The organism is Vibrio sp. Y58_MX_L22, from assembly GCF_024181865.1.
Lineage (GTDB): Bacteria > Pseudomonadota > Gammaproteobacteria > Enterobacterales > Vibrionaceae > Vibrio > Vibrio alginolyticus.
The window spans coordinates 42,254-60,881 of record NZ_JAMZAN010000002.1 but is presented as its reverse complement, the minus strand read 5'-3'; the positions used below and the strand labels follow the sequence as shown (position 1 = coordinate 60,881).

27 protein-coding genes are annotated in these 18,628 nt (G+C 44.9%); 23 read left to right on the top strand and 4 right to left on the bottom strand.

The features are described from left to right. Entirely contained in the window at positions 1-1,932 is a 1,932-nt protein-coding gene (locus tag NL626_RS05400; RefSeq protein ID WP_301338834.1) for a recombinase family protein, read from the bottom strand. A 262-nt stretch (positions 1,933-2,194) separates the two neighbouring features. Between NL626_RS05400 and vxrA the strand changes: the two genes are divergently transcribed. The 6 genes from vxrA (at position 2,195) to NL626_RS05370 (ending at position 7,823) form a co-directional block, all read left to right on the top strand. Then, a complete protein-coding gene (gene vxrA, locus NL626_RS05395) occupies positions 2,195-3,649 on the top strand; it encodes a sensor histidine kinase VxrA (protein ID WP_025767766.1) in 1,455 nt (484 codons plus the stop codon). After that, a complete protein-coding gene (gene vxrB / locus NL626_RS05390) occupies positions 3,624-4,286 on the top strand; it encodes a response regulator transcription factor VxrB (protein ID WP_005376251.1) in 663 nt (220 codons plus the stop codon). The genes vxrA and vxrB overlap by 26 nt, the downstream gene beginning before the upstream one ends. A gap of 6 nt (positions 4,287-4,292) precedes the next feature. Further along, entirely contained in the window at positions 4,293-5,174 is an 882-nt protein-coding gene (locus NL626_RS05385) for a DUF2861 family protein (protein WP_253657065.1), read from the top strand. 60 nt (positions 5,175-5,234) lie between these two features. After that, positions 5,235-6,356, top strand: coding sequence for a conjugal transfer protein TraF (locus NL626_RS05380; RefSeq protein ID WP_085569025.1), 1,122 nt, complete (start codon positions 5,235-5,237; stop codon positions 6,354-6,356). Positions 6,357-6,397: 41 nt separating this feature from the next. Beyond that, on the top strand, positions 6,398-6,559 hold the full coding sequence (locus tag NL626_RS05375; RefSeq protein WP_005376257.1) for a YoaH family protein: 162 nt from the start codon (positions 6,398-6,400) through the stop codon (positions 6,557-6,559). An 874-nt stretch (positions 6,560-7,433) separates the two neighbouring features. Further along, complete coding sequence (locus NL626_RS05370; protein ID WP_213962451.1) at positions 7,434-7,823, top strand: universal stress protein; 390 nt, start codon at positions 7,434-7,436, stop codon at positions 7,821-7,823. A gap of 90 nt (positions 7,824-7,913) precedes the next feature. On the opposite strand, the gene NL626_RS05365 is transcribed toward NL626_RS05370, so the two are convergent. Together NL626_RS05365 and NL626_RS05360 are read right to left on the bottom strand one after the other, a co-directional pair. Then, entirely contained in the window at positions 7,914-8,126 is a 213-nt protein-coding gene (locus tag NL626_RS05365; protein ID WP_005376260.1) for a hypothetical protein, read from the bottom strand. A 296-nt stretch (positions 8,127-8,422) separates the two neighbouring features. After that, positions 8,423-9,262: a LysR family transcriptional regulator gene (locus NL626_RS05360; RefSeq protein WP_213962452.1), complete on the bottom strand. Its 840-nt coding sequence runs from the start codon at positions 9,260-9,262 to the stop codon at positions 8,423-8,425. Between the two features lie 81 nt (positions 9,263-9,343). Here NL626_RS05360 and NL626_RS05355 point away from each other — a divergent pair, with 81 nt between their 5' ends. Beyond that, entirely contained in the window at positions 9,344-9,694 is a 351-nt protein-coding gene (locus tag NL626_RS05355; protein ID WP_213962453.1) for a hypothetical protein, read from the top strand. A 473-nt stretch (positions 9,695-10,167) separates the two neighbouring features. Here NL626_RS05355 and NL626_RS05350 read toward each other — a convergent pair whose 3' ends face one another. Then, on the bottom strand, positions 10,168-10,434 hold the full coding sequence (locus tag NL626_RS05350; protein ID WP_005388732.1) for a helix-turn-helix domain-containing protein: 267 nt from the start codon (positions 10,432-10,434) through the stop codon (positions 10,168-10,170). Between the two features lie 142 nt (positions 10,435-10,576). On the opposite strand from NL626_RS05350, the gene NL626_RS05345 reads away from it, so the two are divergent. The 16 genes from NL626_RS05345 to NL626_RS05275 all read left to right on the top strand — a co-directional run bounded on the left by NL626_RS05345 (position 10,577) and on the right by NL626_RS05275 (position 18,626). Beyond that, positions 10,577-10,768, top strand: coding sequence for a hypothetical protein (locus NL626_RS05345; RefSeq protein WP_005457445.1), 192 nt, complete (start codon positions 10,577-10,579; stop codon positions 10,766-10,768). Next, the gene (locus NL626_RS05340) at positions 10,765-11,139 is read left to right on the top strand and encodes a hypothetical protein (protein ID WP_064377225.1); all 375 of its coding nucleotides are present in this window, start codon (positions 10,765-10,767) and stop codon (positions 11,137-11,139) included. The genes NL626_RS05345 and NL626_RS05340 overlap by 4 nt, the downstream gene beginning before the upstream one ends. After that, positions 11,136-12,992: a hypothetical protein gene (locus NL626_RS05335; protein ID WP_253657064.1), complete on the top strand. Its 1,857-nt coding sequence runs from the start codon at positions 11,136-11,138 to the stop codon at positions 12,990-12,992. The genes NL626_RS05340 and NL626_RS05335 overlap by 4 nt, the downstream gene beginning before the upstream one ends. 17 nt (positions 12,993-13,009) lie before the next feature. Next, positions 13,010-13,204, top strand: a complete 195-nt coding sequence (locus NL626_RS05330; protein WP_165439095.1) for a hypothetical protein — start codon at positions 13,010-13,012, stop codon at positions 13,202-13,204. A 3-nt stretch (positions 13,205-13,207) separates the two neighbouring features. Further along, positions 13,208-13,519 (top strand): hypothetical protein, encoded by a 312-nt coding sequence (locus NL626_RS05325; RefSeq protein ID WP_005457413.1) that lies wholly within the window; start codon positions 13,208-13,210, stop codon positions 13,517-13,519. Further along, positions 13,512-14,057 carry a hypothetical protein gene (locus NL626_RS05320; RefSeq protein WP_253657063.1) on the top strand — a complete coding sequence of 182 codons (546 nt, stop codon included), beginning with the start codon at positions 13,512-13,514 and terminating at the stop codon, positions 14,055-14,057. The genes NL626_RS05325 and NL626_RS05320 overlap by 8 nt, the downstream gene beginning before the upstream one ends. Then, positions 14,047-14,502, top strand: a complete 456-nt coding sequence (locus NL626_RS05315; protein ID WP_017634759.1) for a hypothetical protein — start codon at positions 14,047-14,049, stop codon at positions 14,500-14,502. The genes NL626_RS05320 and NL626_RS05315 overlap by 11 nt, the downstream gene beginning before the upstream one ends. Beyond that, entirely contained in the window at positions 14,474-15,232 is a 759-nt protein-coding gene (locus NL626_RS05310) for a hypothetical protein (RefSeq protein ID WP_104971702.1), read from the top strand. The genes NL626_RS05315 and NL626_RS05310 overlap by 29 nt, the downstream gene beginning before the upstream one ends. 123 nt (positions 15,233-15,355) lie before the next feature. Further along, positions 15,356-15,484, top strand: a complete 129-nt coding sequence (locus NL626_RS22935; RefSeq protein ID WP_005457441.1) for a hypothetical protein — start codon at positions 15,356-15,358, stop codon at positions 15,482-15,484. Beyond that, a complete protein-coding gene (locus tag NL626_RS05305; protein WP_253657062.1) occupies positions 15,484-16,311 on the top strand; it encodes a major capsid protein P2 in 828 nt (275 codons plus the stop codon). Before NL626_RS22935 ends, NL626_RS05305 begins: the two co-directional genes overlap by 1 nt. A gap of 9 nt (positions 16,312-16,320) precedes the next feature. Then, positions 16,321-16,629, top strand: a complete 309-nt coding sequence (locus NL626_RS05300; RefSeq protein ID WP_253657061.1) for a hypothetical protein — start codon at positions 16,321-16,323, stop codon at positions 16,627-16,629. Further along, positions 16,629-16,772, top strand: coding sequence for a hypothetical protein (locus NL626_RS05295; protein WP_017636141.1), 144 nt, complete (start codon positions 16,629-16,631; stop codon positions 16,770-16,772). The genes NL626_RS05300 and NL626_RS05295 overlap by 1 nt, the downstream gene beginning before the upstream one ends. Then, the gene (locus tag NL626_RS05290; protein ID WP_005457419.1) at positions 16,769-16,966 is read left to right on the top strand and encodes a hypothetical protein; all 198 of its coding nucleotides are present in this window, start codon (positions 16,769-16,771) and stop codon (positions 16,964-16,966) included. Before NL626_RS05295 ends, NL626_RS05290 begins: the two co-directional genes overlap by 4 nt. After that, on the top strand, positions 16,951-17,337 hold the full coding sequence (locus NL626_RS05285; protein WP_029823319.1) for a hypothetical protein: 387 nt from the start codon (positions 16,951-16,953) through the stop codon (positions 17,335-17,337). The genes NL626_RS05290 and NL626_RS05285 overlap by 16 nt, the downstream gene beginning before the upstream one ends. Beyond that, a complete protein-coding gene (locus NL626_RS05280) occupies positions 17,338-17,865 on the top strand; it encodes a hypothetical protein (RefSeq protein WP_017636139.1) in 528 nt (175 codons plus the stop codon). Beyond that, positions 17,862-18,626 (top strand): hypothetical protein, encoded by a 765-nt coding sequence (locus NL626_RS05275; RefSeq protein ID WP_182036606.1) that lies wholly within the window; start codon positions 17,862-17,864, stop codon positions 18,624-18,626. The genes NL626_RS05280 and NL626_RS05275 overlap by 4 nt, the downstream gene beginning before the upstream one ends. The last annotated feature ends 2 nt before the right edge of the window (positions 18,627-18,628 follow it).

The window sequence follows — 18,628 nt, the reverse complement described above, 5'->3', positions numbered from 1 at the left end:
TCAAATTAGTGAACGAGCATTGAGCAAGTTTAATATAGCTTGCTCGTTGTATCGTTTGTAAGCAACAACAGCAGATTTTTTCGCGTAGTTCTTATCTTTGTACTTCAATTCTTCAATTACGACACCAGTACCGGACATATGCTCGGGCTCTTTGAACATCTGCCACTGTGTCGTCGTCACGCCTAATTTCATCACATCACTACGTCGCCAACGAAGCACATCATGTTCATCGAGGTAGTCAGATACCGCTTGTTGCACAATGCCTAAATGGTCGGTTTTTTCCCTGATTGCAATACGAGTAATAAAAGTCTGATTGATATTGCACGCTGATTTGAATCGCTCTAGTTCACTTTCTAAGCAGTAGACATCTGAAAGTGCGGGATTAGTTAATGTGACCATTTCAAGTGTTTCAGAATCAACTACGTGAACTTTGCAGTAGACAGTATCGTGTGTGTTATCTTTCACTATATGACGGTATATCTTTTTACCATCTACCATAGTGATTGTTATCAGTTGACCGTCAATATCTATGCGACGTACTAGCTTCTGTACTTTGTCACGTAATTTAATAATCTCTTCGTCGTCTCGCTGTTCTTGAAATTCTGATATCGCAGCTTGCCACTCGGCATAAGACTTGAGATCTACATCTTCAATTACTGCGTGCTTCTTACGTTCAGCCATGATCTCCTGCTCGACTTGCTCTATCTCAAGCTTAGACTTGCGCAATTGCTGCTTAAACTCTGGCGTGAAGAGATCAGGGTCACTCATCAACATCGATTCTTGCTTAGAGTACTTGATACGCATTAAGTCAGCTTTAGATAGCAATTCGTTCAATAGCGTATCGTCAAACTTTTCAGACTCGAATACATGAGTCTGAATAGCATCGAGAACTATACGATCAACAACTCTCAAGCTTATGTAGCTTATGCATGGGTTGAGAATATGTAAGCAGCGATAAAACGCAGGGCTATCTTTTGGAGTAATTCCACCCATAGCGCGACCACAAGAGCAGTAAAGCCGACGTATACCGCCGAGAAGAGTAGGGCGTGCTCTATTACCGTTCGACACGTATTTCTCTTCTTTTCGCAAACTCATTTGATGAAATTCGAGATCGGTACATACTCTTGGGTAGTAGTCTTCTAATTTGTATTCAATATCTTCTAGTTTGACAGAACGCAAGCCAGTTAATGCTTCTTTACGATGAAACGAGGCAACAAGAGAGTATGACCACTCAATGCGTTCGCCGTCTTTGTCATACCTTGGATGATTTTCTTCAAGATAACGCATGATTTCACGATTACCTTTACCATCGATGATGAGCTTGACAATATCTTTCGCGGCTTGAAAGTACAGACGGTGGGGTTGTACGACTTTATTATCTAGCTGAATCCAGAACGGGTGTTTACCGACGCCGATATCCCATGCGGTTCCGTTTTCGGGCTTCTCTCCGCGTTGAAATTCTTCTATACGATGCAGAGCGTATCGATTAGTAAGATATGCTTTCTTTGCACTTTCTTCATGTGCAGTATTCAGAGCAAGAGTCTTCAGAATAGCACTATGCACACAGTTCGGTTTGTACAGGTGATTATCAATGGTTGTGTAGATATTAACACCTGCCCCGACGATGCGGTTGTATAGATTTTCTGAATCTGTCAGTTCTTGACGACTTAGGCGGTCAAGAGCACGCATTACAATAATGTCGCCTTTCTTGATGCGACCTTTTTCGATATCGCGCACAATTTCGCCAAGCTGACCCGATTCTAAGTTTTTGCCTTTGTAAGACGATACGCCTTCATCTATGTAAATTCTGTCTGATACCGTAGTGTGATATTCTTTAGCAATTCGAGATAAAAGTGCCTCGTCACCTTGGAGAGACATGGACAAACCCTCCAATTGCTTCCCGCTGGAAACCCGACAGTATGCATATAACATATTGATATTCCTACTTCCAATGCATCATTTTTCAAACTAATGTATCACACTATTTTACTTTAAGTGATGCGAAAGAAAGTGTTGAGTCTATTTTTAAAGCACTTTAACCATTCTTGATTTAAAACTATACAGGGTCAGCAATCGCTGGCCCTTTTTTGTTCCGTTTCAATGTTATAGTAATGCAAATCCTTCTGTTAGCAGATGTCAATTGCTTGTAGATTGATGTATAGTTTTGGCTAATGTAACAAGTGACGGTAACAGTTTGATTAAAAAGTTTTTGCTCGGTTTTGCAACTGTATTGCCGCTTTTTTCGGCACCTGCATTTTCCGATTCACTACCAGAAAGAATAGATACGTTTACAGAGCTATTTAACTATGAAGTAGCTCTTAAGTCGTACGATATTCGTATTCTGCAATCAAATTATCCTACCAAGTTACTTGCGCCAGATTCGCTTCTGCCGCAAACGTCTGACTATCCGTTAAAAGATATCCAACAGCTTTACAGCTTGGCGAATACTTGTCGTGGCAAATTACCATTAAGTCCTTTAATTACTGAGCCTTTAGTATTTACAAGGGCGATTTGTAAAGGGACGCAGCTGACACCTCGTTGGTTCTCGCGTAGTGGTCTCATTCACCCTGGTGGTGGGACGTATGCGGCACGTTATGTGGATAAGTATCCAGAACTCAAACCCAAACTATCTCAGTACATGCATATAAAAGAGCGTGATAACGAGGAAGGGGATGAGTTGCTAGAAAGCTTGAAAAACATGGATGACGACGCCATTAATGCTTTGATTGCAGGCGCGAGCATGTTTATTGAAGGTAACGAACTTTGGTTAAGACGTGGTGACCGTTACTTTGTTTTCGAGAAAGATATCTGGCAAGAGAACGTAGCGAATGCGGGTCTGTCATACGCTCTAGCGTCTCAAAGCAAAAGTTGCTTTGTTAAACGAGGTAATATTTGTTGGGATGTAGAAGATCACTCGCAAGTTTTGCGGATCAGTATGATCATACTGGTAATCGCCAATATTCTTTTGGTGATTGGTTGGGCGGTGTACCGTTGGAATAGCAAGCGAGAAGAACTACGTAGTAGAATGCTCGTGTTGCAAATTTTAACGCATGAGCTCAGAACACCGATTGCATCTCTGTCACTAACGGTTGAGGGCTTTCGTCGAGAGTTCGAGCATTTGCCTGAAAGTGTGTATGACGAATTCCGTAGATTGTGTGAAGATACGCGCCGCCTGCGTCAATTGGCAGAAGCGAGTAAAGATTATTTGCAATCTGATAACCAAATGCTTGCAACAGACTGGGTACCATCCGTTGCAGATTGGTTAGAATTTAAGATCGAAGAAGAATTTGATAGTGCCGTGCTTTTTAACATCAATGAAGATGTGGCTGCTAAAGTTAATGTGTACTGGTTAGGAACTTGTATCGATAACTTGCTTCGTAATGCGCTTAAGTACGGTGTCGCACCGGTTGAATTGGATGTCTCAACTAGTGAAGAAAAAATAGTATTCCAAGTCCGAGATGCAGGAGGCCTAACGGCTAAAGATTGGGCAAATTTGAAGAAACCGTTCGTAAGTAAGAGCGGGTTAGGACTTGGATTAACAATCGTTGAATCTATGGTAGGCCGCATGGGCGGAAAAATGTCCTTAATGGGACCACCTACAACTTTTATATTGGAGATACCTTGTGAAACAGACACTGCTTCTCGTTGAGGACGATAAAAACTTGGCTGACGGCCTGTTAGTAAGCCTGGAACAAGCAGGATATGAGTGTTTACATGTGGAGCGTATTGCAGACGTAGAGCCACAATGGAAAAAAGCTGACTTGGTAATTCTCGATCGCCAACTCCCAGATGGTGACTCTGTACAATGTCTCCCAGAATGGAAACAGATTAAAGACGTACCAGTTATCTTGTTAACAGCACTTGTTACCGTAAAAGATAAAGTTGCAGGCCTTGATTCCGGCGCGAACGACTACTTAACAAAGCCTTTTGCTGAAGCGGAGCTTTTTGCGAGAATCCGTGCACAGCTACGAGCACCGGATTCAGCAGAACAAAGCAACGCTGATAAAGTGATTACGAAAGACTTAGAGATTGACCGCTCGACTCGTGAAGTGACTTATAAAGACGAGCTAATTACGCTTACTCGAACAGAGTTTGATTTGCTGCTATTTTTGGCGTCAAACTTAGGTCGCGTGTTTACTCGTGATGAGCTACTTGACCACGTTTGGGGTTACAATCACTTCCCGACAACACGTACGGTTGATACACATGTACTGCAGCTTCGTCAAAAACTGCCAGGACTGGAAATTGAAACACTTCGTGGTGTTGGCTACAAGATGAAAGCATAAGTCGTAATGAAAATACTACTCCCTGTAGTTCTCTCATTAGCGTTAGTGAAACCAGTCCATGCGATGGACTGGTTTCAAACTAACACGCCTTTAACACAGGCACATCAACACTTACTTGAAGATGATCTTGCGGGTATGTTCAACTCTCTTGTTGAACTCTGGCAAACTGAACCAAGTAAAGATTTGACTCCTCACCTTAATGATCTTCTTGGTCAGTCACTATCTAAAAACTGTGGCAAGGCTCTCACTGGTGTAACGCTGCCTGATTGGATAAGTGGTGTGAACGTTATTCGTCAGACTATTCAAAGCCCTGGGCGAGATACATTTAGATTGGTGATCAAGCTAAGAGCTACAACTGACATCGAAAATATTTCATTTAATCGATGGGTGGATGATTCTATATCCGCGGACAGTTCATTCAGCTATGAACAACAGCCGAACGGGACAGAACTTGCCAACGAGCGTAGTTACTCGAAACGCTATAACTTAACAGGTAAGCTTGAAGCTGGTTTATATCACTTAACCGTTGTTTCTACTGATAAACAAGAGTATCGAACTTGGGTAATACTTGGAGATTCAAACTCTTCTCAATATGTTCGTTGGACATCTAAAGAGAATTGGAAAGTAGAAAAGAGCGCACTTCGTAATCCCCATTGTCCATTACCGCAACTTGAAGTCGGTTTGTATGACTACATTGATGGCCAGTACGAGCAAATGTGGAAAAAGACTTACGAGTCTAACTATCCAAATTCATTGGATCTAGCGGGTGTCCCAAACGATAGATACGTATTGGCGGTAAGTATCAATAGTCGCCGTTGGCAGGGCGATATAATTGTTGAGCAGGCTCAAACTATTAGCCGAACCTATGATCTTTCCCAAGAAGAATAGTTAAAGAAATACTACTTGTGCCGATAAAGGTTCAGGACGAACTAAAATCATAAGTGTAGTATGAAAAACAAATATAAAATTCTTGCCACTTCTGTTGCTACTCTTCTTTTCGCTAATGCTGCTTCTGCTGCTACTTATGCGATAGAGGCTCGTAGTGATGCAATGGGTGGCGTTGGTACCGTATCAGCAACTTATCTAACTGCGCCTTTTTTCAACCCCGCTCTTACTGCGATTTATCGCCGAAATGACGATGCAGGCATGATCGTGCCAAGTTTTGGTGGCAGCTACGATGATCAATATGATCTAGTTGATGAGATCGAACGCATCAGCAAATTGACAGACGTCGATGAAATCAAAAAATCGATGGATGCTATCGATGGGAAAAAGACAGACTTTGATCTTGGTGGTGTCGTTGCCATTGGTATTCCCAACAAATTCTTATCTGCAACTGCATACGGTAAGCTATACACTGAATCATTCGTACAACCAAATGTTGATACCTCAGGTACTAATCCATTAGATGATAGCTATGTACAAGGTGTTTCTATTGGCGTGGCTGAAGCAGGTATTTCACTTGCTAAATACACTAATTTCATGAATCAACACCTTTCTTTTGGTGTTACTCCTAAACTTCAGCGTATATACACATACTCATACGCCACGAGTTTTCAGAATTTTGATACTAAAGACTTACGTGAAAATGAGACCGCGGAAACGATGTTTAACTTAGACGCAGGCGCACTTTGGTTCTTTGGCCCATATCGTCTCGGTATTTCAGCGAAAAATTTGATCGGAAGAGACGTTAAAACAAAATCATTCCAATATGGCAGCGATACGATAAAATCATACGAATATAGCATGCGTCCTGTATACACCGTTGGGGCAGGGATTGTTGCCGATTACTTTACGATGAGTGTTGACTACGATCTTAACGAAGAAAAACGTTTTTCATCCTTTGATGATAATACGCAAATGATTCGAGCTGGTATTGAATTTGATATTTTGCGTCAAATGGCATTACGAGCAGGGTATATGAAGAACTTAGCTCGAAGTAATGACGAAGGAACCATTACTGCTGGCATCGGGTTGTCCCCACTTAAGTTGTTCGAATTGGATATCGCAGCTCAGTACACAAACGAGAACGCTATGGGTGCATCCATTAATTTCCTTGCTACCTATTAGTTGAATCGTTATAGTCAGCTCCTCAAAATGAGGAGCTTTTTATGTTTGACGATTTACCCCCTCTATCCCACCAAGAGCAACAACAAGCTGTAGAGAGAATTCAAGAATTGATGGCGAAGGGCACAAGTACTGCAGAAGCTATCAAAATTGTTGCCGAACGGATTCGTTCTGAGTACGCAGAAAAACAACAACAACAAAACTAATCAATTCATGGACAGGGCATACGCCCTGTTTTTTTGCCTTTCTATTTTCTATTCCTTTACATTCCCAAACACCACCCTAATTACGCTGTAACTACAATTTACTAAACCTATATGATTTTAATCTTGTTCAATTGCCTTTAAGATTAAATAGCGAGTTAGTAAAATTTTACCTAATCGTGTTAACCTTAGTTTTCGTAGCACAGGCAATTAGGCTTTTTTTAAAGAGATCATAAATTAAACTCAATAATATCAATTATTTACCTCGGGCATTTAATCTGCCAACCATATTGGTTGCGATTGATCTTGTAATTTAATTACAAAGTGCGAGAGGGCTTCGTTCCAAGGTAGAGGATTATGCTGAAAAAAGAAAAAAGATACACCGTAACTTATAACGGTAATTAAACTAGACTTATTAAATACGCGATATAAGAACAGTAAGCACTCGCAGACATATGTAATAGATGAATCGGAAGTTCATCTTATTTAGCTGCTTTTTTAGCCGAAATACGTCTCCTGGATTTGAGCGGAGCGTTACATATTGAACACGCTTAACCTAAAGTAGTTTTACTAAACTAGGCGACGTTGAAGTGGGTAATATGAAACCTCAAGAGTAGTAGAAATAAAGAGCAGTGACGAGCGTTACAACGTAATGTTTCTTAGCATCCTTCCTGTTAAATAGTCCGATAATTAGAGAAGAAATTGGAAAAACATCGTTGATCTTTGGATGAGAGGAAGCAACAAGGTTGCAATGAAAACTATTTGCCTGTTTTACACTAAACTCCTTTAACTATCATGTAGCAGTAGTTTTGATGTTGTGTTCGCTCTATGTGGACTAGACTTAATATGAGAACAAAAACTAACCAAGGGAGGAATGATGGGTTACAAGCACGTTTTGGTTGCTGTCGACTTATCTCAATCTAGCCAAGCCGTTATCGAAAAAGCAATAATGCAAGCAGATAACTCAAGCAGCAAACTCTCATTTGTTTACGTAGATGTTGATCGCATAGTCATGGAAGCGAAGGAAGAGCAAGAATTGGAAAGAAGGCTGCAAGAGCTCGCTGATAAATGCTTATACCCAGTACACGAGACCATGGTAGTAATCGGCGATCTTCATATAAAACTATCGGGAATCGTCAAAAAAGAGGGGATAGATTTAGTTGTCTGTGGTCATCATCACAACTTATTGAGTCGCTTTTTTTCATCGATACCAAAGGTTGTGAACGAAGTTGAAGCTGATTTATTAATCGTCTATTTAGACGAGTGATCGACAACTCTTGTTCGCACTCATCATTTTTTGTCACTAAAAAGCCGAACTTTTATGTTCGGCTTGGTGTATCGGTGATAATAAAAGTTTTTAGCCAGGAATGATTGATGCCTCATGAGATAAAACAGATGCAGACTCCGCGTTTGACTGCAGATCAAAATGTACGTTAACTTGCACGCCTTCTCGCTCAAAAGTGACATCATCAAAATCGGTCATAGCTATTTTGAATCCATTTCTAGCAAAAAAGCCAGTCACCATAGTTCGCTGCTTAATTTCTAATGCAGACGCGAGTAGCTTATCCATGGCATTCTCCTTGGTTATTGTGGGGATATGGGTAGAAGATACACATAGATTGGTATGAAATCAATTTTATATAAAGTTGCTTTTGATGAAAATTTTAATGTAAGTCTATCTATCGTTTACCCCACGTGATTTATTCCACGCAAAACCTTGATAACAAGACGGCAGAGCATCTCACATTGTGATAGCAAGCATAAAGATGGGGGTGTTAATAAATACCGCCGAAACAATATGTTACAAATATTAGCGTTAGGCCTAGTTGAGTAGACAACGCAAAATTCTAAATCTGAACAACCGCCCTAAAATGACTCACTCTTCAATACTTGTGATAACTCAGACCTAATAAAAGTAGATATCTCAGCTAGCTTTCTTGGCAAAGGGTTTTGATAAGGGTAGGCAATATACATGGAACGTTCTATATCAAAAGTTTGCGATATTCGGATGTTTTTGTCTATATAGTTACTTTTAATAAGATAGTTTGGAATGACACCAACCCCAACTCCCTCAGAAACAAAGTTTATTAAAATAGAGGTGTTATCAACTTCGATAACATCAGTATATTGATTTTTAATTGATTCCTTATTCGAATGATGTTTGTAGATTAATAGTGTTTTGTGGTTGGCATTACTTACCCTAGATATCAAAACATCACTATAATCACCAATTTTATGTGCAATAAGGGTGTCATCAATAACATTATTAAGCCTAATCGCTAAATCTACGTTGCTTTCTAATAAATTTTCTACATTGTTACTTGACGATATTTCAAAATCAACTTTTGGATATCGTTCTTTTAAGTCTTTAAGAACAGAACCAAAAATAGAAGAGGCTATAGAGTTGGGCATTGTGATTTTAAACTTTCCATCAATGCATTCACTCAACGAGCTAGCTCTGTAATTTAACTCGTGCAAACTCTCTAACGTCTTGATAGCAAGCTCTCTAATGCTTTCGCCATGATCAGTTAAAACGAGTTTCCTTGTTGTTCTGTGGACGAGTGTTACGCCAAGTTGTTTTTCTAATGCTGCTAGCTGCCTGCTGACTTGAGCTTTAGACTTTCCAAGTTCTTTTGATGCCTCTGTAAGAGAGAGGTGTTTACAAATGGCTGCAAAGCAGATCAGCTCATTGTTCATCAATTCCATGATTGTTACCTTTTTGCAACTCTGAGTCACGTTGTCTTTTAACTGGTGGGAAAGTATAACTTGCATCATCGGAGGGGGACAATGATATTTAAAAACCGCCATGAAATAATGGCAGACTACTATCTTAATAAAACCATATTGGATATTAAGTTAAACCGATATCCTGAAGAAATTAACTCAATCGGATTAAATATAGAAAATAAAGATTTAAAAATAAAGAATTTGTCTCGTGAAATTACTAAGTTGGATTCGGGTGATTTAATTGTTGATTGTGCATCATTGATAATGACTCATTACATATCTAAAAAAGTAATAATAAAAGTTGAAATTGATTTTTTAAATTATAAAGTTAAACGTGTAAGGATATTAAAATATGAAGACTGCAATACAAAATTCGAAAAGATCTGTTTATCAGAAAGATACATTGTATAGAATAATAAATAATATTAGTGCTTTGTATACCAAATCACTAGTAAAATTATTTGGTGAAGAGTTGAGAATCCATCATTGCAAACATAAGATTAATGTAAGAACCACTAACGAGTTGAGTGAGCATATGAAGAAAGATCTAGGTATAGATTGAAAAGTAGAGAGTTTACATCTGTTAGATTCCTTGTTCCTATAAAGGTAATCTAGTACTTATACGTTTGGGTTAAGCAAATGCGTGTCTATGTTGACTCATATTGAATGAGCAAGATGCAAAACCAACGTGCATGGTGTCGGACGTAACCAAAGATACAGTTCAAGTGGTCGCTGTGGTGGAATCGAAGTTCATGGCCCATACAAGACAGCTGATGAAGCTTGCAAGGAAGCAAAAGCCAAATACGGCGTAACTAAGCTGACTTCACCAATGCTAATCTTCTAACTCTCAAGTTCGTATTATGTATAAGCTGGTAAATGAGAGGTTAGGCTGGCGCCCCTGCTTGTAAGGCATTGATTAGGCGGGGGTTTATAGACTTATCTTCGAGTAAACCGTATACCACATCTTGATCATCTAACCCCAATAAGTCGGCGATTTTAAAGGCAATTTCCCAATCAAGAACACTGCGACCATTGCGGTAATTGCTAATTCTACTTGTGCCAACGTCCAAAACTTTAGCTAACTGATAGTCAGAGGTAAGCTCTAACTGGGTTTTCAGTCTATCTAAAAGCACATTTGTGTAATTAGTCATGTTCCCGCATCCTTTCGCAATATTGTTAAATTTTAGTGGATAGTCTGGCTTCTTTCACTACCGCAAGCCACTTGCGTGCTTAAAAAGATTTCCTTAACGTTATTTTTGAGACAGGAAATCAATAGCTTGCGGAGGCTACAACATGGAACGTATCGTTACCGACCCAATTCACTTACCTTGCCCAGATATGGCAGGGTGTACCAATCCTGACCCAGCTAAAACAGCAAACTCACTTCTTAAGATTGCACAATTACGCGAAAAGTTCGCTGAACAATTCCCAAAGAAGAAACAAACCTACATTCCTACACGCTTTCGTCAGGGGGTTGTAGCATGAATTTGAGTATCTGGAAAACGCGCCGCAATCAGCGCCAACTTGTTGCATCCCAGTGCAACGGAACTCATATTTACTTCGACAGTTTTGAGCTTGAAGCCGTTGAAGCCTCTCTTTGGCTTTATCAGGGTATGACGCTTGTTGCTTGCGTTAAAGCGAAAGATGCCACGCTCGCTGATATTACTAACGCCGCTTATCGTATGGCGACACTTGGCGCGCAAAACAACGGCCAACCACTACACGAAATCCGCAAGCAAGATGAAGCGCCCCAAGTGGGCGCGGATTCTTCCACCGAGCTTTGCGACGGTTGTAAAAACACGTTCAAACAAGACCACGTTGTTTGCCCTGATTGCTCTCAGTTGGGGGGTGTATGAAACATCTGTACGACGTGCAATCGCCACGCGAATTTACCCAACTTTTAAGCCCGCATGATGTGGGCTTTATTACGGCGTTAGCGCAAGACGTTACCGTTACTGAGAAAAACATTGCCGCTGTCGAAAGCGGTTTTTTTAGTGCTCCAAACCGTGATTGGATGGAAAGTGAACTGCAAAAGTTCAAATCGTTTGACCAAATCCACCATTTACGCACCTTAAAAAGTGCTGAACTTGGGCGCGAAGCGCTGGACGAAGTCCAGAAAAGACTAGGCTCGTCAAAGGGCGCAAAAGTCGGACACGGAAAGCGCAAGCAGATAGACCGCTTAATGACCCGTTCTCGACGTCTGCCGCCGCGCCATAAAACGGAATCGTTTTGTGGCGACAACGTGACCGATGAATATCGGGCACGCTCACAAGCGCAAACAGGTTGGATTCGTAACGAAAACAACCGTCTTGAATGGCAACCGATTGGCACTAGCCGAGCATATTTGATGTCCCGTGGTTGGGCGCAACAGATGAAAATGCAGGTGAAATACCACCCAAGCCCGTCCGAAGCACCCGCGCCGCAAAGTGGTGAACGTTTCACTGACAAATTAAACCCTCGCGCCGTGAAGAAAATCTTTGAATCGGGCGCGTATGTCGCGGCGTGTCATGGTGGATTCAGCACGTTTCTCACACTGACGTTTACTCAAAAGCAACGCGAACGCATTTTTGGTGGCGAAGCGGTCACCGATGAGGGGCTGCCATATTGCCCAATCCAAACCACGATTGGTGTCGAGGTATCCCGTTTTCTAAATGGCCTCAAGAAAATGTACCAACGCGGGTTTGAATATTCCGCAAGCGAGGCGGGGTCACTTGGGTTAGATGGTGACAAAGTCAAAGTAAATGGCCGAATTGGCCGCCCGCTTAAAGCCGCTTGGAAAGATGACGACGGCATCAAGCACGTTAAAGAAATTCATGGACCAACCGCCAACCCGTTTGATTTTCATTACATTTGGGTCGCGGAATCTCCGGCGAATGAAGATGGCGAACCTAATCCCCATGTGCATGTGTTGCTGAACTGGCGAGTGGAACAGCACCACTTTGCAGGATGGGCGAACCGCATCGAGCAGCTTTGGGGCAATGGCATGGCGCATCTGGAGAAAATCAAATTCAGCGAAGCGGCGGCGGGCTATCTCATCAAAGCCGTGGGTTATGCGGCTAAGGGCGATAACGCCGACCAGGGACTGATAAAAGGCAACCGCTACAACATCGCACGCTGTAGCCGTGCCCCTGATTGGGATGTATTGGCATCGTTCGAAGTGGACAATATGACGGGCATCATCAAAGAGTGCGGTTACATGTTGGAGCAATGGCGCAAGCCAATGCAGCGAGAAATCCGACGCAAAGAAACCAAAAAGCAAGACGCGATTCGCGCTATTGACATCAACCGCAAACAAGGCAATCACGATGCCGTGCAAAAGCTTAACCATCTGATTAAGAAGCTAGACCACGAAGCGCGCCAGATTCGCAATCAAATCAAGAGCCGCGGCGCGTTCGCCAGTAGCTTGAACCAATTTTCTATCGTGTTTGAGGGCGAAAAATCCAAACACAAGGCGGGGGCGTTTTTGTATTGGGCTCGCGGTGCGCGTGGTTGGTCGATGAAGTGTACCGCCGAGCGTGATGGTAATGATTTGACGTTAACTCGTGACGACGCCACCGACCTTTACAAAGAACAGTTTAAACGATTTCAACTACGACAAGCCGACTGGAAAAATCAGTTAGCACAAGAGCGGCCGCCAGAGCCGGACATCAACATAATCAAGAGCAATGACATGGCGATTTACCATGATTATTGCCACTACGTTCATTAACCCGTTTGGGATATTGCTTGCGACAACGATTTCAGCAACTAGGTAAGGACAACCCAATGAGCACCATCGACAAAATCACCCAAGAAATGGAAGCCGAAGTGAAGCGCAGCAAAGGCGGCGTGTTTTGGCGTCTATTGCTGGTCTGGATGAAAGAAGTCAATAAACAGATTCAGAACAAACCGAACACCGATGAAGAACTAGCCGAGGCTTAAACAATGGAAATGCTATCTCTTAAAGAATGTCAGCAAGCAATGGCCGCGCTCGATGCGGCCGACAAACTCAACGCCAGTGTGGAAAAGGAGTTGAGCCAGTTCAAAAACATGGACACCAACGCGATTATCAAACGTGCAAGCAAGATGCTCATGACGGGCAACTTTTCGCTTGAAGCGTTCGGGTTAAATCCGACGCTGTTCGACCAAATTGAGCAGCTCACCAAGCTCAATAACAAGGTGCGTGAAAAGTATCGCGGTTGTGTCAAAGGCAACATGCAGCAATTGGAAACAGTCGAGGCGGCCGCCGATGAGTAAACACCCAAACCCAATTCGCGGGCACGTGTCGTGCCCCGTTTGTAGTTCGGCTTCTACCGTTCACCGAGTGGGTGAAGGCAAGCTGATTGCCGAGGGCGAACCCACCAAAAACGGGCGTAATTTAGGACTGCTGTATTACAAGTGTCCGAGCTGTGGCAACAGCCCAATGAGCAAAAGCATTAACGCCTTTGTTGAATCCAACATGGTTGAATCGGTTGAACAGTTAGAAGCGAGTGACGCCGTCACAATTGAGGCCGAATCGCCAACGGTTGAACCAGTGACCGAAACCGTTGTAAGCACTGATACGTCTAGTGTTGAAGTGATTGAGCAGGTGGAAGCGCCAAGCGTTGAAAGCGAGCAAGTAACCGAACCGGAGCCCGCACCAACGCCCGTTAAAAAGCCGCCGTTTCCGGTTAAAAAAGTCTTAGCGGGGATAGCCTTCGTCGCCTTGCTGATTTGGGCAATTCGTCAACTGATGCCAACCAAGAAACCAAACGAACCAGATACCGAACAAGGAGAGCCAATCAATGCAGGATGAAATGGAAAACCAACCAGAATTAGATGATTGGGGCGACTTTTCAGCGGTTATCAGTGGACTGGAACAAACCGAAGTCAGTGAGTTAACCGACTTACCAACCGAAGCGGCCAACGACGACAACCACCAACCCGCGGGCGAAATGTTCGAGGGCGCATTGTCTGTGCTGTTCACCATTGCCGAACAAGCGACGTCGATTATTTCCGGTGTCGACTTTGAGTTTGATGAAAAAGGCAAAGCGGCGGTGATTGATGCGGCGTTACCTGTGTTGGAAAAACACAGTGATAGCGTGTCGTCGCTGTTTGGTGACTACATGCAAGAAGCCGTTTTAGGCTTGGCGGTGTTGTCGCTGGTCTACAGTGCCAAGAAAACCATGGCATATCAAAAAGAGCTGTTAGCGATAGAGGAGGAAAAACAGCGTGAGCAAAAAGAAAAAGACGCCGCTTAAATTCCCCAATCCGGTCAACTCCAATCCGTCACACGATGCCGAGCATGTCATCTATGTGGCGGGCACGGGCGGGGGTAAAACCTCCGCCGTTAAGCACTTGGGGTTAGTGCCAAAAGCCGCGCAAGCGGTTTTTTTTGACCCTTACCGCAACTACGCGGGGGCGAAATTTCGCGGCCAACAATGCCTTGAAACCAACTCGCGAGTGGCGTTTGTCAAAGCGTTGGTGATGGCACGTAAACGCGGCAAGTCGTTCAAGTTAGCGTACATCCCCAAAGATGGGGCTTGCTCGGAAGAATTGGAGTTCTTCAGTGCGGCGGTGTGGGCGGTGGGTAATGGCGACGCCAAACAACTGCATGTGATCATCGAAGAGCTTGCAAGCTGCGTGGAAACGTCCGGCAAACTCAAAGGCAAAGCGGGCGAATTATGGCGCGGTGGGCGTCAATATGGGCTTGTGCTGCATTCGATTTTCCAACGTGGGCAGGAAGTGCCCAAGACCGTCACCGAGCAATCGCCTGTTTGGTGGATTGGTGCGGTGAACTCGATGGCCGATGCGCGATGGCTCGCCGATAAAAAAGGCTTGTGCGTCGATACCTTGGCGGGCTTGAAGTCAGCCAAAAACAACAAAGCCGCGATTGGCAAGCCGATTGCCGAATATTTATTGGTTCGGGATGGTATCGGCAATGTGGAAAAGTCCTCATTTAACTGCCTGACGGGCACCATTCACCGTTAATTTCAACGCTCATTCAACCTATAGGTTAATCACTTAACCTATAGGTTGCGCCCGCTTTCGCTTCCTCTCAAATCCCTGTTTCATGAAATCACTTTTTAACCGTGTACAACCGAAAGGGACAACATGAAACAGCAACACAAAAACCTATTGATGGCACTGATTATCACGTTAATCGTGATTGCCGCTATCAACAACATCAGCGTGCTGAACCCAGTGCGTGAAACTCTTAACGGCGAAAATGGGTGGTTCTAATGGAAGCACTAAAACAACCTTTTAACCCGCGTCCACGTGAGCTTGACCCTGTTGAGGGTGTGAACTGGGGCAACCAAGCCACACTGCGCTTGGTATCGGGTCCAACTTACCAAAACATTGAACTGGTGACGGACATTCTCGATGCGGCAGACATTGAGCGCATCACAGTGAAAGTGAACGGCCGTGAAATCGTCAACGTGACGGGTCAAGACCTGTTCGATTTGCAAGAGCACAAGAAAGAATACGTGCAAGCGGGTCGCTACGTGTTGAACTTCTCGGATTTGTCGATGCGTACCAAACTGGGTATCCGTACAGGTGAGCTTGTGACGCTGCAAGGCGAAATCTGGTTCATGTACATCCAGCTAAAAGCCAAAGCGAGTGCCGCGGCACCAATGATTCGCGCTCGTGCTCATACCACGGCGGCGCAAAGCCAGCGCATTTACATGCCGCGCATCTATTCCCAAACATGGTACGCCGCATCAAGTGGTCGCACACCGTTTGACTTTGCCGAGCGTAGCGCGGCGCTGTCTATCAAGCGTTTGCACCTCAAAGACAACACGATTGAACGCGTTCGCGTCCTGCGTGATGAACGTGAAGAGCTCAACGTCAACAAGGCCGATAACGCCTACGACTTAGCCGCGGCGGGTCGTGAGCAGAATGCGGGCTTCTTCTCGATGGACTTCACGCGTTGCGGTTTTGGTAGCGAAGCACGTTTACCAACGGCGGCCATGAAACAACTGGCGTTTGAAGTGGAAAAAACGGCGGCGGGTAGTATTCCGGTGCTGATTGAAGCCATCGAACAAGTGGCGGTGCCTACCGCGCAGTAAGGGGGCGTTATGGCGCAAGAGCAAAGCATGTGGGGTTCCATTTGGGATGGCGTCTTAGAAACGGGCGGCGAACTGATGACCGACGTCACCGACTTGGGCAAGGACTGGCTCGGCGTAAAGATTGAGAACGAAGCTCAACGCGTCGAGTCCAGCAATCCAGATGAACAGCGAAAGCACAATAACGACTACCAACAACCCACGGGTGAGCCTGTGTACACCTCCGCGTTTGCGGGGGTGACCACCACGCACATGATGATGGGAATGCTGTTCGTACTGTTGTTATTGGCGATGTTCTACGTCGCTAAGGGGAAGAAGTAATGCCGTTTATTCCATACCTGATTGCAGGTGCGGTGGGCGTATGGGCGGGCATCAAAGTCTCGGGCGGTTTTGACCGCATCGGATGGGTGCTCGGTCTGCTTCTGGTGTGTTATGTCCTGTACAAGAAAGGATTCAAATTATGATTGGTGGGCTTTTAGGCAATTCCGGCTCGATGCCAATTAGCGCCAACGGTGGTCCCGCGGTCAGCGGTGCCGATGGTGAATCAAGTGGCAGCCTATCGGTAGGCAATATCAACATGGGCGGCGGCAATTCCACCACGTTGATGATTCTTGTAGTGATTGTGATTGCGGCGGTGTTGCTATGGAAAAAGAAGTAATTGAAGTCGTGACGCAATCGAAACGCGCGCTTGGTGAACTCAAGCCCGCGTTTCGCGCTTGCCCTGATGCGTACGTTGAATTGTGCAAAGCGGTCAAGGATGGCCGCGTGAGTCTGTATCGCCTAATCAGCAATGAAAATGATCTCATCATTGCGGGTGAGCGAGACGGGGATAACTACTTTTTGTGGGGCGTTGCGGGTCGCGGTCTGCGTTCGGGGATTATCCAGTTATGCAAAGTGGTGAAAGCGGCGGGCATGTCATCCATGACCGCCGACACCGCCTTTGATGGCGTTGCCCGTTTAGTGCGTTCGATTGGCGTCACTGCCAAGCAAGACGGTGATTTTATTCGTTTGGATTTGGGGGTGCAGTAGATGGGTAGTTCTAAATCAAAATCGAGTAATACCAGTAACACCACTAACGTCAGCGGTCAGAATGCCATTAGTGGCGATAACCTCGGTGTGGCGATTTCGGGGGTGAACAACTCGACCATCAACACCACCATGACCGACCACGGCGCAGTGAATGCCGCCATGGAGCTTGGCGAAAAGGCGTTTGACGAAGCCTTTGCGTTTGGTGGCGAGATGCTCAACAGCAATGAGCGTATTTCGCTTGAAGCGATGGACACCACGCACGACATTGCCGAAACCGCCATTGATGAAGTGGCCGATTTTGCTGGCGATTCCTTGGCGACCTATGCCTCAACCAACAGTGAAAACCTCGATATGTTGGCAGGACTGGCGGGCAACCAAGCGGCGCAGAACTCGAAGAATCTACAAGCCATGATGGACTTGGCGAAATTCAAACAAGACGGCGGGCAAGTCGAAACGAGCAAGATGATGGTCGTTCTCGCGATTGTGCTTGTGTTGGTGCTTGGCTACGTAATGGTGAAAAAACGATGAACACGCAACTATTAGCGGGTCAAGCCATCCCGCTGACGCCAGATGGCAATTGGCTGTATCTGAAATCGGCGCAAGCTGAGATTGAAGTCTATCGTGAATCGTCCGGCGAGCGCGTCACGCTTGGTAAGTCGTCAGTGTTTAACGTGGGCGAGGGTAAACACCTTGGGCGTTTGCTTATCTCAAGCCGCACCGATAACCAGATTGAAATTCAATTTGGTTTTGGGATGTTCACGCCGCCCGTTGAGGGTCAAAGCGTGGTAGTGCAAGCACTGCCGAATGTGGTGATTGAGCGCATGCCAGGGGTGACGGTGGAACACTTACCCGCGGTAGAAATCGCGCCCAATCAACAACTGGCGGTGAATCAACTTCCCGCGGTTGAATTGGCCGCGAATCAACAGCTCGGCGTCACGACGTTGCCGCCTGTTGAGTTCAAAGCGCCGCAACCCGTGACGGTTCAATCGTTGCCATCGGTGGAAGTGTCTGCACTGCCCGCGGTCACGCTCGAAGCAACGCAAGTGGTCAACGTCGATGCGCAAGTCAGTCGCAACCTCATCACCGAAGCGGTGAGCGTGTTCCCGCACAACATTGCGCAAAACGCCACGCGTAAAGCCATCACGATTAAGGCAGCGAAAGCCAACACCGCCTCGGTGTTCATTGATGCGTTTGAACTGGAAGCGGGCGAGCGCATCACCATTGAAAGCACGGCCGACATGACCTTAACGGGCGCGGAGGGTGACAGCGTCACACTGTTGGAGGTGTAACC

Coding starts and splice junctions, on each gene's coding strand:
- NL626_RS05400 (WP_301338834.1), bottom strand. CDS start 1,932: ATGTTATATGCATACTGTCGGGTTTCCAGCGGGAAGCAATTGGAGGGT.
- NL626_RS05385 (WP_253657065.1), top strand. CDS start 4,293: ATGAAAATACTACTCCCTGTAGTTCTCTCATTAGCGTTAGTGAAACCA.
- NL626_RS05380 (WP_085569025.1), top strand. CDS start 5,235: ATGAAAAACAAATATAAAATTCTTGCCACTTCTGTTGCTACTCTTCTT.
- NL626_RS05375 (WP_005376257.1), top strand. CDS start 6,398: ATGTTTGACGATTTACCCCCTCTATCCCACCAAGAGCAACAACAAGCT.
- NL626_RS05370 (WP_213962451.1), top strand. CDS start 7,434: ATGGGTTACAAGCACGTTTTGGTTGCTGTCGACTTATCTCAATCTAGC.
- NL626_RS05365 (WP_005376260.1), bottom strand. CDS start 8,126: ATGGATAAGCTACTCGCGTCTGCATTAGAAATTAAGCAGCGAACTATG.
- NL626_RS05360 (WP_213962452.1), bottom strand. CDS start 9,262: ATGGAATTGATGAACAATGAGCTGATCTGCTTTGCAGCCATTTGTAAA.
- NL626_RS05355 (WP_213962453.1), top strand. CDS start 9,344: ATGATATTTAAAAACCGCCATGAAATAATGGCAGACTACTATCTTAAT.
- NL626_RS05350 (WP_005388732.1), bottom strand. CDS start 10,434: ATGACTAATTACACAAATGTGCTTTTAGATAGACTGAAAACCCAGTTA.
- NL626_RS05345 (WP_005457445.1), top strand. CDS start 10,577: ATGGAACGTATCGTTACCGACCCAATTCACTTACCTTGCCCAGATATG.
- NL626_RS05340 (WP_064377225.1), top strand. CDS start 10,765: ATGAATTTGAGTATCTGGAAAACGCGCCGCAATCAGCGCCAACTTGTT.
- NL626_RS05335 (WP_253657064.1), top strand. CDS start 11,136: ATGAAACATCTGTACGACGTGCAATCGCCACGCGAATTTACCCAACTT.
- NL626_RS05325 (WP_005457413.1), top strand. CDS start 13,208: ATGGAAATGCTATCTCTTAAAGAATGTCAGCAAGCAATGGCCGCGCTC.
- NL626_RS05320 (WP_253657063.1), top strand. CDS start 13,512: ATGAGTAAACACCCAAACCCAATTCGCGGGCACGTGTCGTGCCCCGTT.
- NL626_RS05315 (WP_017634759.1), top strand. CDS start 14,047: ATGCAGGATGAAATGGAAAACCAACCAGAATTAGATGATTGGGGCGAC.
- NL626_RS22935 (WP_005457441.1), top strand. CDS start 15,356: ATGAAACAGCAACACAAAAACCTATTGATGGCACTGATTATCACGTTA.
- NL626_RS05305 (WP_253657062.1), top strand. CDS start 15,484: ATGGAAGCACTAAAACAACCTTTTAACCCGCGTCCACGTGAGCTTGAC.
- NL626_RS05300 (WP_253657061.1), top strand. CDS start 16,321: ATGGCGCAAGAGCAAAGCATGTGGGGTTCCATTTGGGATGGCGTCTTA.
- NL626_RS05295 (WP_017636141.1), top strand. CDS start 16,629: ATGCCGTTTATTCCATACCTGATTGCAGGTGCGGTGGGCGTATGGGCG.
- NL626_RS05290 (WP_005457419.1), top strand. CDS start 16,769: ATGATTGGTGGGCTTTTAGGCAATTCCGGCTCGATGCCAATTAGCGCC.
- NL626_RS05285 (WP_029823319.1), top strand. CDS start 16,951: ATGGAAAAAGAAGTAATTGAAGTCGTGACGCAATCGAAACGCGCGCTT.
- NL626_RS05280 (WP_017636139.1), top strand. CDS start 17,338: ATGGGTAGTTCTAAATCAAAATCGAGTAATACCAGTAACACCACTAAC.
- NL626_RS05275 (WP_182036606.1), top strand. CDS start 17,862: ATGAACACGCAACTATTAGCGGGTCAAGCCATCCCGCTGACGCCAGAT.